Raw genomic sequence first — 13,686 nt, 5'->3', positions numbered from 1 at the left:
TTGAGGAAAGTCTCCACGACTACTAAAGCCAGGGGCGGGCCAGAAAATAGCTCATCACTGATTTGGCATCAACGGTGGTGGGCTGTTCCCGCACTTGGGTTTCAAAGGCTTCTGGAGTCATCAACACCACCTCAATTTCCTCGTCCTCATCCTGGGCCGGCGGTTGGGGCAATGGCTCCAAACCTTGGGCGAGGAACGCATAGATATATTCATCGGAATAACCAGGGGCCAGGGGGAACTTGCCCAGATCCCGCCATTGGCTGGCACGATAGCCGGTTTCTTCTTGGATTTCGCGGGCGATCGTCACGGCGGGTTCTTCCCCCACTTCAACGGTTCCGGCAGGAAATTCCAACAACCGACCCGCCACGGCAAACCGATACTGATACACCAACACCAACTCCCCCGCTGGCGTGACCGGAACCGCCAACGCTCCCCCCGGATGGCGAATACATTCCCAATCCCCCTCGACCCCATTGGGCAACCGGAGGCGATTGACATCAAAGTTAAATTTGCGGCCGCGATAGAAAAAGCGTTGTTGGAGGAGTTCGGGGGGTTGGTGTTGGGGTTGCATGATGGTGGAGAGTAAATGTAGGGGCGAAAAATCTTTCGCCCTTGGCCGATCAATAAATCTTTCGCCTTTGGCCGATCAATAAATCTTTCGCCCTTCACGGATCCATTCTACGCTTAGAGGCGATTGCGGGCTTTGAGTTGGAGGTAGGCGGTGACGAGTTGGTCGCTGATTTGGTTGGCGGGGGCATCGAGGACTAAGACCCCTTGGCGTTTGAGCGTGGCGAAGGTGGCGGCCCGTTGTTGGAGGAGGTCGAGGGCGACGGCTTGGGTGTAAGCCTTGGCGGGATCAGCGGTGAGGGGTTGGTGGGCGCAGTGATCCACTTGGGGATCCCGGAGCGTGACGCAAAAAGGGAGATAGCGGGGGGCGAGGCGGGTGAGGGCGGTGAGCAGTTCGGCGGAGGCGATCGCATCAACAAGATCGGTGAGCAGGACGACGAGGGCGCGGCGGGTTTGTTGGCGGATGATTTGGTTAATGGTGCCAAAATAGTCCGGTTCGGTGAATGTGGGTTGGAGGGGGGTGAGGGCTTCGAGGATTTGGCCCAGCCGTTGGGGGCCGCGCTCTGGGGGTAGCCAGGTGTTGAGGTGGGTATCAAAGACCCCCACGCCGACGCGATCGCCTCGATTTAATCCCGCCATGGCTAGGGCTAAGGTCGCATTTAACCCCCAATCAAACCGCTGTAATCCCTGAACTTGGGCGGTCATTAACCGACCTTGATCCAACAAAATAATCAGGGTTTGTTCCCTTTCCGGTTCTAAAACACGGATCAGGGGGTGCGATCGCCTCGCCGTCGCCTTCCAATCAATCAGCCGCAAATCATCCCCACTGTTATATTCCCGCAGTTCCCGAAATTCTGTCCCCTGACCCAAGGCACGGGCCTGGCGAATTGTGCCGGTATTTTGCAAGGCAAGACGAATGGAGAGCGATCGCAACCCCACCAAATCCGGATAAACCGCCACCGTCTGCGCTGCCGGTTCTCGCCAATCCCACACCCCCAACCCCCAAGGCCCCCGCTGGCGAGCTTGGATCGGCCCCCAGGCAATCATCCCCCGTTGCTGGGGATGAATCGTATAAATTAAATCCTGCTGTTCTTGGGGAGCAAGGGTGAGGGTAAAGGTTTGGGTCGAAACGGGCAAAGGGGGGGCATGATCCCGCAATTGCACCGTTGCGGGATGCTTTCCCGCTGTCACCGTCAGCGTTATGGGATTATCTCTGCCAATGGAAAGTTTTTCTAAGGGCTGACGCTTGAGGCTCACCCGCCGCTGTCTTGCCTGGAGGCTATCGAGGATCATCACCATCAGCCACAATCCATCATAAACACCCAGGGCGATGAGGGTTTGCCCTTGGGGCCACCATTGGGCTAGAAGGCCCGCCCCGATGATACCGAGGGCGAAAACCCCATAAAACCGACCTGTTGGGATGATCATCGGACTTATCGCAGGAGAAACTGAAACGAGGGCAGTATCATTCGCCTTGGTGGACTCTGGATAAGAGAAACCCCTACCCTCAAGGAATCAATCATGTGAAAACCTTACAGGATAGGGGTTGAGATGGGCAAGGAGAGACTCGAACTCTCATGACCGGGGCCGCCACATTTTGAGTGTGGTGCGTCTACCAATTCCGCCACTTGCCCTTGTTTATCGCTTTGGTACTATAACACCGGATTTAAGCGGAAAGCAAGGGGAAAGGGAAATTTTGAGGGGCGATCGCAAGCATTACCCCTTGGGTTCGTACCAACTGGCTCGCCAAGCGGCTTCGGCTTCGGCGATCGCCTTTTCCCGTTGCAATACTTGGTATTGTTTCGCTAGCTTTTGCAGTTGGCCCCGCAATTCTCGCACTTTACTTTGATGGATCGCCACGGTGGGATCAGCAAATTCAATTTCCGCTAGGCGCAACCGCACCGCCGTCACCTGCATCACCCCTTCTGTTTCCCCCTGCTCCGATTCCGCTTCTACTAGCAAATTGATTAAGTTCGGAGCTTGGCCGACGCTGCCCTCTTCTGCCTGCATCGCAGCTTCAAGGATGGGGGGGGGCAGTTTGCGGTGGAGGATGCCCTGACGTTGGAGGAGTTGATTGGCTTGGCTTGAAAGGTGATGGAGAAGGGTGGCGATCGCCTCTTCCCGCTGTTGCCACCATTGCGCAAACTCTAAAGGGTTGGTGGGAAATTTGCCGGGGTCTTCCGGGGTGGGTAATTCTGGACTCTCTGCCGGTAGATCTAGCTCCAATGATGCATCATCATCTTGATCATCATTCTGATCATCATCTTGATCATCATCTTGATCATCATCTTGATCATCATCGTCAAAATTGAGATCAGCTAAATCAGTGGCGATCGCAATAAATTGAATCTCTGAATTGTTTTTTCGTGCCGTTTGCTCCGTTTCCCGTTGTTGAAGGAGTTTTTCCTTCAGCCGTTGGAGTTGTTCCGGCGTGATCGGTAGTTTATCCAACAGGCGAGAGGCTCTAGAGCGGCGAGGTGATGTGGTTTCAAGGGGTTGACTTAAAATATCCTGCAACTTTGCCGTTGTTTCCTGGCCCAATTGACGAATCCCCTGTTGTAGTTTTTCCCGCGCTCCGGGGGAAAGGGCTAAAAATTCTTGGGGATAACTGCGGGTACAAATTTGGTAGGTCACTAAGGTTAATTGATTTTGCGTCGCTTGGCCCAAAGTTTCTAAATATTGTCGGTATTGGGTTTGGAACTGACTTTCAAACGCCGCAAATTGGGTGGCGATCGCCCCTAATTCCTGCTCAACCTTTTGCAACGATTTACTCATAGTTAATCTCAAAAACTCAAATTCATATAAACCCTCATCCCCCCCGCCCCTTCTCCCACAAGGGGAGAAGGGGAGCCAGAATCAAAGTTCCTCCTCCCTTGGGAGATTTAGGGTGAGGGAGAATCAAAGTCCCTCTCCCCCCTTGGGAGAGGGATTTAGGGTGAGGGGCAAACCAGAATCTAAGCGAGACCGGCCTGGGCAGCCACTTCTGCCGCAAAATCCGCTTCCTTCTTCTCGATGCCTTCCCCTAAGACAAAACGGCTAAAGCGACGCACTTCGATTTTCTCACCAATTTGGCCACTGACCTGCTTCACCATCTCATCAACGGTAATGCTTTGATCTTTGACATAGGGTTGATCCAACAGGGCAATTTCTTTGAGGCGTTTTTCAATGCGACCCTCAATGATTTTTGCCTTGATGGCTTCGGGTTTATTGCCCAAATCATCGCGGCTCATTTCGATCGCCTTTTCACTGTCCACAAAGGCTTGGGGAATGTCCGAGACTCTGACATATTCCACATTGGGGCAAGCCGCAATCTGCATTGCCACGTTGCGCACCAATTCTTGGAACTCATCACGACGGGCTACAAAGTCCGTTTCACAGTTCACTTCCACCAATACGCCCACCCGGCCCCCGGTGTGGATGTAGCTGCCCACTAGGCCCTCAGCGGCCACACGGCCCGCTTTTTTCTCTGCCGAGGCAATGCCTTTTTGACGGAGCCAGGCGATCGCCTCTTCTAAATTACCATTGGTTTCATTGAGGGCTTTTTTACAATCCATCATGCCCGCCCCGGTTTGATCCCGGAGTTGCTTCACTTGGGCGGCGGAAACACCGCCAGATTTCGGTTCAGCCTTGGGAGCTTCTACCGGAGCAGCCGCTACAACTTCCGCCTTAGGAGCTTCTACCGGAGCCGCTGCAACTTCCGCCTTAGGAGCTTCTACCGGAGCAGGAGCCTGGGATTTAGCCTTCGGGGCCGATTTATCAGATTTTTTCGACTTCTTTGACATGACGTATCTCTAGGGTAAGGGTCTGGGGTTTCATCCCTCAATTATTCTAAAGGGAAGCGGTTCACCCCTTGGGGGGCGATCGCTTCCCTAGGGGTGTGGTTACTCTTCGCTATCGTCGGCGGCCTCTTCTTCGACCTCCTCCTCTTCAAAGTCCTCATCCATGAGGTCTTCATCAAACTCCTCATAATCATCATCGGTATCTAACTCACCGTGACGACCTTCATAGATCGCATCCGCAAGACGACCGACGATTAACTTAATGGAGCGAATCGCATCATCATTGGCCGGAACCGGAATATCCACCAAATCCGGATCGCAGTTGGTATCCAACATCGAGACGATGGGAATCCCCAATTTTTGACATTCGAGGATGGCGTTATATTCCCGCCGTTGATCGACGATCAGCACAATATCGGGGGGACGGCGCATATGCTTAATCCCACCCAGGTATTTTTGCAACTTCATCAACTCCCGACGCAGCACCGAGGCCTCTTTTTTGGGGCGGCGATCTAAATTACCGCTTTCTTCGAGATGCTCCAACTCTTTGAGGCGATCAATCCGGGTGCGGATCGTTTCCCAGTTGGTGAGCATCCCCCCTAGCCAGCGCTGGTTGATGTAGTAAGCCCCACAGCGGGAGGCTTCTTGGGCAATAATCCCAGCAGCTTGGCGTTTCGTGCCGACAAACAGGACTTTTTTGCCCTTTTCGGCGGCAGTGCGCATATATTCGTAGGCATCCCCCATCAATTGGGCGGTTTGCACGAGGTCGATAATGTGAACCCCATTCCGCGCCGTGTAGATGTAGGGATCCATTTTCGGATTCCAGCGGCGGGTTTGGTGGCCAAAGTGAACGCCAGACTCTAAGAGACTCGCGAGAGAAACAACTGCCATGGTAATGGGTACTCCTTTCGGGTTTATCCTCCATCTGAGCTTGCATTCTGCGGTAAACAGAACACCCGAAATCTCAGATGTGCGATTTTTGACAACTTTTCTAGCGTAACACAGGGACGGGAGGGAAAGCAGCTAGCTGTAGGGGCAAAAGATCTTTCGCCCCCAATTTTTGGCCCCTAGGATGGTTCGGTTAACTCTATCATTCGGTGGAAGCCACCCCTCGCCAAACTCGCTAGGATAGAAACTGTTCACCCCGGTTCAGGAGCCACCATGTCCGAAGCAGATTTTCACAACAACGCCCCCACCCCGGAAACCGCCACTGAGGTGAGTGCGGAAACCAAGGCTCTGGTGGAAGATAATATGCCCCAAGAGTCCGATGAAATTAAGCACCACGTTATGGCCTTGATTGAAGCCATTAAGAAGCAATCCCAATCCCAGATTGAAACCGCTGGGGATATGACGCGGGAAGTTTATGTCAATGCGATGCGTCAGGCTCAAGAAACCTTGAAAAATACTGGGCTGTTGCTCGATAACCAACGGGAAACCCTGGATAGCTCGATTTCGAGCTTGGAGGATACCGCAACCCAGAAATGGGAGGCGATTGTTTCTGATATGCAGAAGTTTGGCGATCGCCTTGACCGGGCCGTCAATACCGCTTGGCAGATCCTCACCGAACCCGAAACCAAACCCACCACCAGCGAACCCACCACCATCGATATCACCGAAGACAGCGACGACCCCACCCCTTAATCCCTTGGGGGGATCATCGCTCATCGCCAGGCCATAACCCTTGAGTGATCAACCATTCGCGGTTATACAACTTCGATTGATAGCGAGATCCCCCATCACAAAGAACGGTGGCGATCGTGTGACCCGGCCCCATTTGCTTCGCCAAAGCATAGGCCGCCCCCACATTAATCCCCACCGAACCCCCCATAAACAGCCCTTCTTTTTCCAAGAGTTGATACAGCACCCGTAGACATTCCCGGTCATCAATTTGGATCGCGTCGTCAATGGGCGCTCCCTCCATATTGCCGGTAATCCGGCTATTACCGATCCCTTCCGTGATGGAACTGCCTTCCGGCTGAATCTGCCCCGTTTTCACATAGCTATAGAGGCCGCTTCCCATCGGATCGGCCACCACACAGCGAATCGCCGGATTTTTTTCCTTCAAAAACAGCGCCACTCCGGCATAGGTTCCCCCCGTCCCCGTTGCCGCCACCCAACCATCAATGTTGCCCTCGGTTTGGGCCCACAGTTCCGGGCCGGTGGTTTCGTAATGGGCCTGACGGTTGGCGAGGTTTTCAAATTGATTCGCCCAAATGGCGTTTTCCAGTTCCGCCGCCAGCCGGCCGGAGAGCTTGACGTAATTATTGGGATCTCGATAGGGAACGGCGGGAACGGTACGCACCTCAGCGCCGAGGGTGCGTAACATTTCGATTTTTTCGGCGGATTGGGTTTCAGGGATGACGATTAAGCAGCGATACCCTTTAGCATTGCAGATATGGGCCAAACCAATGCCGGTGTTACCCGCTGTGCCTTCGACGACCGTACCGCCGGGTTTCAGTAAACCCCGTCGTTCCGCATCTTCAATAATGTAGAGGGCGGCGCGGTCTTTGACGGAGCCGCCGGGGTTTAAAAATTCTGCTTTGCCAAGAATCTCGCATCCCGTCGCCTCACTGAAGCTCTGGAGGCGAATCAGGGGCGTATTCCCGACGCTACCGACAAAACCTGCTTTGATATCCATACCTATGTTTCGATCACCTTTGCGTTGTGGTTATTGTACCGGGTTTTCGCAACGGGTTTGCCCTGAGCCGACATTCCGTAGGTTACTCAATCAATGGTGCGTCAGTCGTTAGGCTGCTCTTTGGCATCATGGATTTATCGTTCTGACGCACCCTACGATTGTCAGAATTGGCGTAGGGGCGAAAAATTTTTCGCCCCTAGATCTAGGGTTATTGAAGACCTCTAGAGTTTTTCTGTCACCTTGGTTAAGAGGGCGTTAGAACGCTCCACAAAGGCCTTCATGTTTTCGGCATCAAAGGGCTTTTGGGAAATCAACGCCAAATCATAAATATGCTGACAGAGTTGATTGACTAACACCGTCGTTGGCGATTCCCCAGATCCTTCAATGATGCCCCCTTGGGCAATATTCACCAGGTTTTGCACCATGGGGTGGGCGGTATTGACCACCAACGTATGCATATTGGGGAATTCTATCCCCTTCTGCTGCATTAATGCCGTCATTTCTTGAATGCGGCGCAATTCTTCCGGCAAAATCACCATGGCCGGCGGTGTGCCTTGGGGATTGTCGGATTTAATCGATTCCGCCCGGATCGTGATCTTGTCATCGTTCAGGGCATTTTTAAACAACTCCTGCACTAACTCGCTACGGGTTTTATTCGTTTTCGGATCAACAATTTCCGATTCTTCCTTGTTGAGCAGGGTTTGATCTAACTCTGAATCCACACGGGAAAACTTGACATCATTATATTCCCGCTCCAGGAAGGGAATAAAGTAGTTGGTGTCAATGAAGGAATCCATATAGAGGACTTCCATGCCTTGACTCTTGTAGAGTTCCACATAGGGCGCTTGGGAACCGGCATCGGTGCAATAAAAGATGCGGTTTTCGTGCTTTTCTTTGTTGCGATCTAAATAGTCCGCAAGGGTGGTGTAACCATCGTTGCTAGCCGCCGCATCTTGCCAAGCATCATCCCCTTCAGTTTGGACTTCTACCTTAGGCGTATCATCTTGATGGGTGGTTTTGTAGATGATCAGATCCTTCATTTGCTCTTTAAATTTGTCATCCTTGAGGGAGCCAAATTTAATGAACGTACCGACATCTTCCCAGCATTTGATGAACTTGGCCCGGTCTTCTTGGTAGATTTGCTTGAGGCGATCGCCTATTTTCTTAGAAATATAATCGGCAATGCGGCGCACGGTGCGATCGCTCGTCAAGGCACTACGGGAGACATTAAGGGGAATATCCGTGCTATCGAGGACACCGCGTAGGGGGCGCAAAAAGTCAGGAATAATTTCATCGCAACTATCGCTGACAAAAACCTGATTACAAAACAGCTTCATCTGGCCTTTGTTGATATCCATATCCGGCTTAATGGCCGGAAAATAAAGAATGCCATCCAGGACAAAGGGATAATCGGTTTTGAGATGCACCCACAGCAACGGCTCCTCTTGGAAGGGGTGGAGATAGCGGTAAAACTCTAAATAATCCTCATCCGTGAGGTTTTGGGGGGATTCTTTCCACAGCGCCCGCTCTTGGTTGAGGCGCTCTTCCCCCATCATGATCGGCACGGGCATAAAATCACAGTAGGTTTTCACCAACTGTTTAATCCGGGCCGCCTCCACATATTCCGCTTCCTCATCCATCAGCGTTAGGGTGACGGTGGTGCCGGGGGTGGTGCGACTGCCTTCGGTGAGTTCAAAGGCGGGGGAACCATCACAAGACCAATGGATCGGCGTAGAGCCAGCGCGATGGGAAAGGGTTTCAATCTCCACCTGTTTCGCCACCATAAAGCTGGAATAGAACCCTAAGCCAAAATGGCCGATGATTTGCTGTTCTGGGTCTTTTTGGTATTTTTGGACAAACTCTTCAGCGCTGGAAAAAGCCACCTGATTAATATATTTCTTGATCTCCTCGGTGGTCATGCCAATGCCGTTATCCGAGACAGAGAGCGTCTTTTTTTCCTGATCGAGCGTGATTTCGATGTGAGGCGCGGGGAGTTCGCCGTCAATTTCTCCGGCGTAGGACACCATTTTCAGCTTGGCGATCGCATCAACGCTATTAGAAATCAATTCCCGCAGAAAAATCTCATGATCCGTGTAGAGAGATTTTTTGATAATCGGGAAAATATTCTCGGTATGGATCGTAATGTTGCCTTGCTCAAGTACGGTTGCCATAGGGTCTGTATCTATCATGAACGGTGCTCGTTCTGTATTTTGGCTTGTTCCCGTCTCTGACTACGCAAGGATTCCCGCCCCCAAGGGGGGCGGATATCCCTACCCCTAGCCCTCTACCCGGCCATCAACCCCCTCCACAAGCCAATTCATCGTTTCCAATTCCACTGCCGTTTGCTCTACCTCATTCCCGGCGGGAACCTGGACTTTGCCCGTATTATCCTTAATTTCCCCCACATAGATCACCCGTGAGGCATCGGCAAACTCGGCTTTCACCGCTTCGGCCTGAGCCTTCGCCTCATCACTCACCGCCGGGCCAAAATCCGACAACTTCCAAAATCCCGATTCTAACCCCCCCCGAACAATGTGGGGAATACTGCCATCCATCAGGGTTTTACCCTCCAAAATCCAGTTGCTGTACTGGGTGTAAATCGAAGTCCAATCCCATTCTGCGCCGGTAAGATAGCCCTTGGGGGCCAGGGCCGATTGATCAGCGTGGTAGCCAGAGGTGAAGATCCCCCGCCGTTCAGCAGTTTCAATCACCACCTTGGGGCTATCCACATGGCAGGTAATCACATCCACCCCTTGATCCACCATACTATTCACCGCTTCGGCTTCCTTCACGGGTTCGGCCCAATCGCCGGTAAAGATCACCTGAGTGCGGATATCGGGGTTCACACTTTTTGCCCCGAGGGTAAAGCCATTAATATTGCGTAACACTTGGGGGATCGGTTTCGCCCCGACAAAACCAAGGCGTTTGGTTTTGGTGGTTAAACCGGCAACAATCCCCGCTACATATTGGGCTTCATCGATATAGCCGAAATAGCTGCCGATGTTATTGGGCATTCCTTCTGTATAGAGGCCGCCCGCGTGGAAAAACTGCACTTCTGGGAATTCTTCCGCCATTTTGAGAATGTGGGGATCAAAATAACCAAAGGAGGTGGGGAAGATCACCGTTGCCCCGTCTACTTCGATCATGCTGCGCATCGCTTCTTCTACTTCGGTGGTTTCGGGGACGTTTTCCTGCTCGACGATTTTCACACCGGGAATTTGGGCGATCGCCGCCGCCCCTTCGGCATGGGCCTGGTTGTAGCCAAAGTCATCCTTGGGGCCGACATAAATAAACCCCACCAGTAAATCCTTGGTCTCCTCCGTACCACTGTCACCGCCTCCACCCTCCTGCGTGCAACCCGTGCCAAATTTAGCCGTTAAACCAAAGGCAGTGGTTGCCAATAAACCGCGTAGGATTTGACGACGGGAAAGGTGAAATCGCTGGGGATGGGCCATGGGTTTATCCTTGTATAAATGAAAAATACACAACTCAGAAGCTGAATCGAGCCTATTATAGCTACCACAATTTGCAACCCAAAATTTGTAGCCAAAAGAGCGATCGCTCTATTTGGCCTGTGGTTCGGGTTGGAATCGTTAGGATGGCTGAAGTTTGACCGTCTCTGGGGCCATCGCCCCTTCCCTAAAGAGATGTAAGGTTTGCGAGATAATAAAGATCAATATTTTGGAGGAAAGCCGATGATCCAACCACCGCCAGCAGTAGGGATTATTATGGGGAGTGATTCTGATTTGCCAACGATGGCAGGGGCGATCGCCATTTGTCAGCAATTTGCCATTCCCCATGAGGTGGCGATCATTTCCGCCCATCGCACCCCAGCCCAAATGGTAGACTATGGCCAAACCGCCCACACCCGTGGCTTAAAAGTGATCATCGCTGGAGCCGGTGGCGCTGCTCATTTACCGGGGATGGTGGCGGCCCTAACTCCCTTGCCCGTGATCGGTGTGCCTGTGGCCACAAAACAGTTAGGGGGGTTGGATTCCCTCTATTCCATTGTTCAAATGCCCAAGGGGATCCCTGTGGCTACTGTCGCCATTGGTAATGCCCAAAATGCTGGGTTGTTAGCGGTGCAAATCCTGGCATCTCACGATCCCGATTTACTCGCTCAAGTTCAGGCCTATCGCCAATCTTTGCGGGATCAAGTCCTAACCAAACAAACACAGTTAAACAATCTGGGCCCCGATGCCTATTTGGAGCAAATGCCCTAATTCCAATCATGGCCTACGTGTTGGTGTGCAACCCCGATGGAGATAACGAACAAATCTATCCCCTTAATCCGGGACGGAATACCATCGGCCGTGCTCCTATGAACCAGATTGTGATTAAAGATAACAGCCTTTCCCGTCGCCATGCGGAAATCTATCTAGACCGCGATCGCTTTCTCTTACGAGATTTAAAAAGCTTAAATGGTACTTATGTGAATCAGGTGAAGATTAAGCAACGCCAAGTGGCGTTGGGGGATGCAATTACCTGTGGGATGGTACATTTTAAAATCCTTGATACCCAAGTGGATTTAGAAGCCGATGATGATCCTACCGGGGAACAACTGCCCATCGTCAGCCACTATTCCCCTAAACAAAGCCAAGTGTTGATTGAAGATTTCATTGATAAAAATCAAAAGACCGGCTCTGCTCTGCGCCTTAAGGAGCAAGACCAGCATCAGCGGGCGGTGAATAAGCTAAAAATTCTTTTAGAAGTGGGGAAGAAATTGGCTTCACCAGAAGATCCCGATCAATTGCTCGATAAAATTTTAGAACTGCTGTTAACGATTATGAATGTGGATCGAGCGGCGCTGTTGATGGTGGATGAACGGACGGGTAAGTTAGAGCAAAAGGCGGTGCGATCGCGCTCAGGCCTTTCGGTGAAATACCAATTTTACAGTACGAAAATTACGAACTATGTGTGCCGCCATGGGGATGCGGTGCTTACGGATGATGCGGCAATGGATCGGCGGTTTGAAGGTTCTCAATCGATTTTAGTGCAGGCAATTCGGGCTTCCATGTGTGCGCCCTTGCAACCCCGTGAGCAGGTGATTGGGGTGCTTTATGTGGATAATCTTTCCTGCTCTAATGCCTATTCTGAAGAGGATTTGGAGTTTTTAACGGCCTTGGCGAATCAGGCGGCGATCGCCATTGAAAGTAGTCGGCTGATGAATAAAATGCAGGAAGAAGCGGTATGGCGCGACAAGTTAGAGCGGTTTTTTCCTTCGACCATCAGCCGCAAGTTGCGGGAAGGGGGGGATTTAGGGATTATTGATACAGAAATTACTGCTTTATTTGCCGATATTACCGATTTTACCCGGATGTCTTCAACGATGGAGCCGAGGGCGGTGATTGAGATGTTGAATGATTATTTTAATGTGATGGTGGAGGATATTGTGTTTGCCTATGAGGGGACGTTGGAGAAATATATTGGTGATGCGTTGTTAGCAATTTGGGGCGCACCCTATTCCCGCCCCGATGATACCGATCGCGCTGTGCAGGTGGCGATTGAAATGCAGCACGCTGTTCTCCGTCTCAATCAGGATTGGCAAGACCAGGGCCGCCAACCCATTGCGATTCATATTGGCCTCAATAGTGGCCCTGTGGCGGCGGGAAATATTGGTTCTCGTCGTTTGATTCAATATGCGGCCATTGGTGATACAACCAATGTTACGAGTCGGATTTGTGATGCAGCGAAAGCGGGGGAAATTCTTCTGGCGGAAAGTACGGTGAAGCGGTTGAATTATTCGGATTATCCTCTGACGGCTCTGCCACCAACGAAAGTTAAAGGCAAAACTGAACCCCTCAACCTTTACCGTCTCGAATGGCAGGAACTCCCCTCCCTCCACGAAATCAAAGGCCACAGCGCCCGCCCCCAGGTGTGAAGATGTTGAGGGCGATCGCTTTTTCATGATTACGGGTGGGGATTTGGGTTGATCAAAGGGCGATCGCCAATGCCAACCCCGCCATTAGTCCAATTTGTTTAAGGAATAACATCAAAAGATTGATTTCCGGGAAGGCGATAAATATAAAAATCTCGGTCAAGAGTAAAAATCTGTTTCCGATTTAATGCTTCAGCAGCAGTAACTAATGATGCATCTGCTAAATCCATCGGAACATCTTGATATTGTTCCATGAGTGCTTGCATTTGTGTCTGTTCTGCATCATCAGGTAGATACAATACAAGGATTTTGTTGGCAACATAATTCCATAACTCCTGCTGTGCTGACCACCCACTGTACCGACCCAATAAGTGCATAGCTTCAGTAAAACATGACCAAGTTGTAATTAAAGGTGCTGGCAAAACTGATAGAGCATTGACACAGCGGTTATGGTTCTCATCATCCGCATTAATGAGCGCGATGAGAACAGAAGCATCGCAAAGGGTCACTGGCCTGATTTTGGTAGTTTGTACTTATCAGCCAACATATCGGCAAATGCTTCCTTTGTTCGAGCAGAAAGGTTGGAGGGTTGGAACCGAATTCGTCCTACCCTTCCTTTGAGGATTTGGTCTAACATCACAGGCTGTTGGGATTTTGTTTCCTCTGAGGCAACAATGGTCAACCGAACACGCTGCCCAGAAAAATTAGGCCCATATTGTAGGATTTCTTCCCAGGTTCCTTCAAACGTCTGTTGTTTCATCATCTTCCTTTTAAATTTTGGCTGTGACAACATTGCAAAAAAGCAATGTAAGTCCAGGTTAGCA

Annotated in this window: 13 protein-coding genes and 1 tRNA gene; 3 read left to right on the top strand and 11 right to left on the bottom strand. The window is 51.3% G+C overall.

Annotated elements, in window-relative coordinates:
- Window positions 1–22: 22 nt before the first annotated feature.
- From VB712_RS16365 to rpsB, 6 genes are all read right to left on the bottom strand, one after another.
- Window positions 23–571, bottom strand: coding sequence for an NUDIX hydrolase (locus VB712_RS16365; protein ID WP_323256645.1), 549 nt, complete (start codon window positions 569–571; stop codon window positions 23–25).
- A gap of 113 nt (window positions 572–684) precedes the next feature.
- A complete protein-coding gene (locus VB712_RS16360; RefSeq protein ID WP_416236376.1) occupies window positions 685–1,992 on the bottom strand; it encodes a DUF58 domain-containing protein in 1,308 nt (435 codons plus the stop codon).
- 127 nt (window positions 1,993–2,119) lie between these two features.
- Window positions 2,120–2,201: transfer RNA gene (locus VB712_RS16355), tRNA-Leu, on the bottom strand.
- An 82-nt stretch (window positions 2,202–2,283) separates the two neighbouring features.
- Window positions 2,284–3,342 (bottom strand): hypothetical protein, encoded by a 1,059-nt coding sequence (locus VB712_RS16350; RefSeq protein ID WP_323256641.1) that lies wholly within the window; start codon window positions 3,340–3,342, stop codon window positions 2,284–2,286.
- A 179-nt stretch (window positions 3,343–3,521) separates the two neighbouring features.
- Window positions 3,522–4,349, bottom strand: a complete 828-nt coding sequence (gene tsf, locus VB712_RS16345) for a translation elongation factor Ts (RefSeq protein WP_323256639.1) — start codon at window positions 4,347–4,349, stop codon at window positions 3,522–3,524.
- 99 nt (window positions 4,350–4,448) lie between these two features.
- Window positions 4,449–5,237 carry a 30S ribosomal protein S2 gene (gene rpsB / locus VB712_RS16340; protein WP_323256637.1) on the bottom strand — a complete coding sequence of 263 codons (789 nt, stop codon included), beginning with the start codon at window positions 5,235–5,237 and terminating at the stop codon, window positions 4,449–4,451.
- A gap of 270 nt (window positions 5,238–5,507) precedes the next feature.
- Here rpsB and VB712_RS16335 point away from each other — a divergent pair, with 270 nt between their 5' ends.
- Window positions 5,508–5,987, top strand: coding sequence for a hypothetical protein (locus VB712_RS16335; protein WP_323256635.1), 480 nt, complete (start codon window positions 5,508–5,510; stop codon window positions 5,985–5,987).
- Window positions 5,988–6,000: 13 nt separating this feature from the next.
- On the opposite strand, the gene VB712_RS16330 is transcribed toward VB712_RS16335, so the two are convergent.
- The 3 genes from VB712_RS16330 to VB712_RS16320 all read right to left on the bottom strand — a co-directional run bounded on the left by VB712_RS16330 (window position 6,001) and on the right by VB712_RS16320 (window position 10,439).
- Window positions 6,001–6,984, bottom strand: a complete 984-nt coding sequence (locus VB712_RS16330) for a cysteine synthase A (protein WP_323256633.1) — start codon at window positions 6,982–6,984, stop codon at window positions 6,001–6,003.
- A gap of 221 nt (window positions 6,985–7,205) precedes the next feature.
- Entirely contained in the window at window positions 7,206–9,155 is a 1,950-nt protein-coding gene (gene htpG / locus VB712_RS16325; RefSeq protein WP_323256631.1) for a molecular chaperone HtpG, read from the bottom strand.
- A 105-nt stretch (window positions 9,156–9,260) separates the two neighbouring features.
- Window positions 9,261–10,439: a BMP family ABC transporter substrate-binding protein gene (locus VB712_RS16320; RefSeq protein WP_323256629.1), complete on the bottom strand. Its 1,179-nt coding sequence runs from the start codon at window positions 10,437–10,439 to the stop codon at window positions 9,261–9,263.
- 240 nt (window positions 10,440–10,679) lie between these two features.
- Between VB712_RS16320 and purE the strand changes: the two genes are divergently transcribed.
- Both purE and VB712_RS16310 read left to right on the top strand, forming a co-directional pair.
- Window positions 10,680–11,207: a 5-(carboxyamino)imidazole ribonucleotide mutase gene (gene purE, locus VB712_RS16315; RefSeq protein ID WP_323256627.1), complete on the top strand. Its 528-nt coding sequence runs from the start codon at window positions 10,680–10,682 to the stop codon at window positions 11,205–11,207.
- A gap of 8 nt (window positions 11,208–11,215) precedes the next feature.
- Window positions 11,216–12,865 (top strand): adenylate/guanylate cyclase domain-containing protein, encoded by a 1,650-nt coding sequence (locus VB712_RS16310; protein WP_323256625.1) that lies wholly within the window; start codon window positions 11,216–11,218, stop codon window positions 12,863–12,865.
- A gap of 98 nt (window positions 12,866–12,963) precedes the next feature.
- Here VB712_RS16310 and VB712_RS16305 read toward each other — a convergent pair whose 3' ends face one another.
- The gene (locus tag VB712_RS16305; protein ID WP_323256623.1) at window positions 12,964–13,371 is read right to left on the bottom strand and encodes a type II toxin-antitoxin system VapC family toxin; all 408 of its coding nucleotides are present in this window, start codon (window positions 13,369–13,371) and stop codon (window positions 12,964–12,966) included.
- Window positions 13,368–13,622, bottom strand: a complete 255-nt coding sequence (locus tag VB712_RS16300; protein WP_323256621.1) for a hypothetical protein — start codon at window positions 13,620–13,622, stop codon at window positions 13,368–13,370. Before VB712_RS16300 ends, VB712_RS16305 begins: the two co-directional genes overlap by 4 nt.
- Window positions 13,623–13,686: the final 64 nt, after the last annotated feature.

Origin of the sequence: Spirulina sp. CCNP1310 (genome assembly GCF_034932185.1) — a bacterium.
In the GTDB taxonomy this organism is placed as follows: domain Bacteria; phylum Cyanobacteriota; class Cyanobacteriia; order Cyanobacteriales; family Spirulinaceae; genus Spirulina.
This window is presented reverse-complemented; position numbering and strand designations above follow the sequence as displayed.

What these genes read in the sequence shown, in the direction of transcription:
- VB712_RS16365 (WP_323256645.1), bottom strand. Translation starts at nt 571, where the DNA reads ATGCAACCCCAACACCAACCCCCCGAACTCCTCCAACAACGCTTTTTC.
- VB712_RS16350 (WP_323256641.1), bottom strand. Translation starts at nt 3,342, where the DNA reads ATGAGTAAATCGTTGCAAAAGGTTGAGCAGGAATTAGGGGCGATCGCC.
- tsf (WP_323256639.1), bottom strand. Translation starts at nt 4,349, where the DNA reads ATGTCAAAGAAGTCGAAAAAATCTGATAAATCGGCCCCGAAGGCTAAA.
- rpsB (WP_323256637.1), bottom strand. Translation starts at nt 5,237, where the DNA reads ATGGCAGTTGTTTCTCTCGCGAGTCTCTTAGAGTCTGGCGTTCACTTT.
- VB712_RS16335 (WP_323256635.1), top strand. Translation starts at nt 5,508, where the DNA reads ATGTCCGAAGCAGATTTTCACAACAACGCCCCCACCCCGGAAACCGCC.
- VB712_RS16330 (WP_323256633.1), bottom strand. Translation starts at nt 6,984, where the DNA reads ATGGATATCAAAGCAGGTTTTGTCGGTAGCGTCGGGAATACGCCCCTG.
- htpG (WP_323256631.1), bottom strand. Translation starts at nt 9,155, where the DNA reads ATGGCAACCGTACTTGAGCAAGGCAACATTACGATCCATACCGAGAAT.
- VB712_RS16320 (WP_323256629.1), bottom strand. Translation starts at nt 10,439, where the DNA reads ATGGCCCATCCCCAGCGATTTCACCTTTCCCGTCGTCAAATCCTACGC.
- purE (WP_323256627.1), top strand. Translation starts at nt 10,680, where the DNA reads ATGATCCAACCACCGCCAGCAGTAGGGATTATTATGGGGAGTGATTCT.
- VB712_RS16310 (WP_323256625.1), top strand. Translation starts at nt 11,216, where the DNA reads ATGGCCTACGTGTTGGTGTGCAACCCCGATGGAGATAACGAACAAATC.
- VB712_RS16300 (WP_323256621.1), bottom strand. Translation starts at nt 13,622, where the DNA reads ATGAAACAACAGACGTTTGAAGGAACCTGGGAAGAAATCCTACAATAT.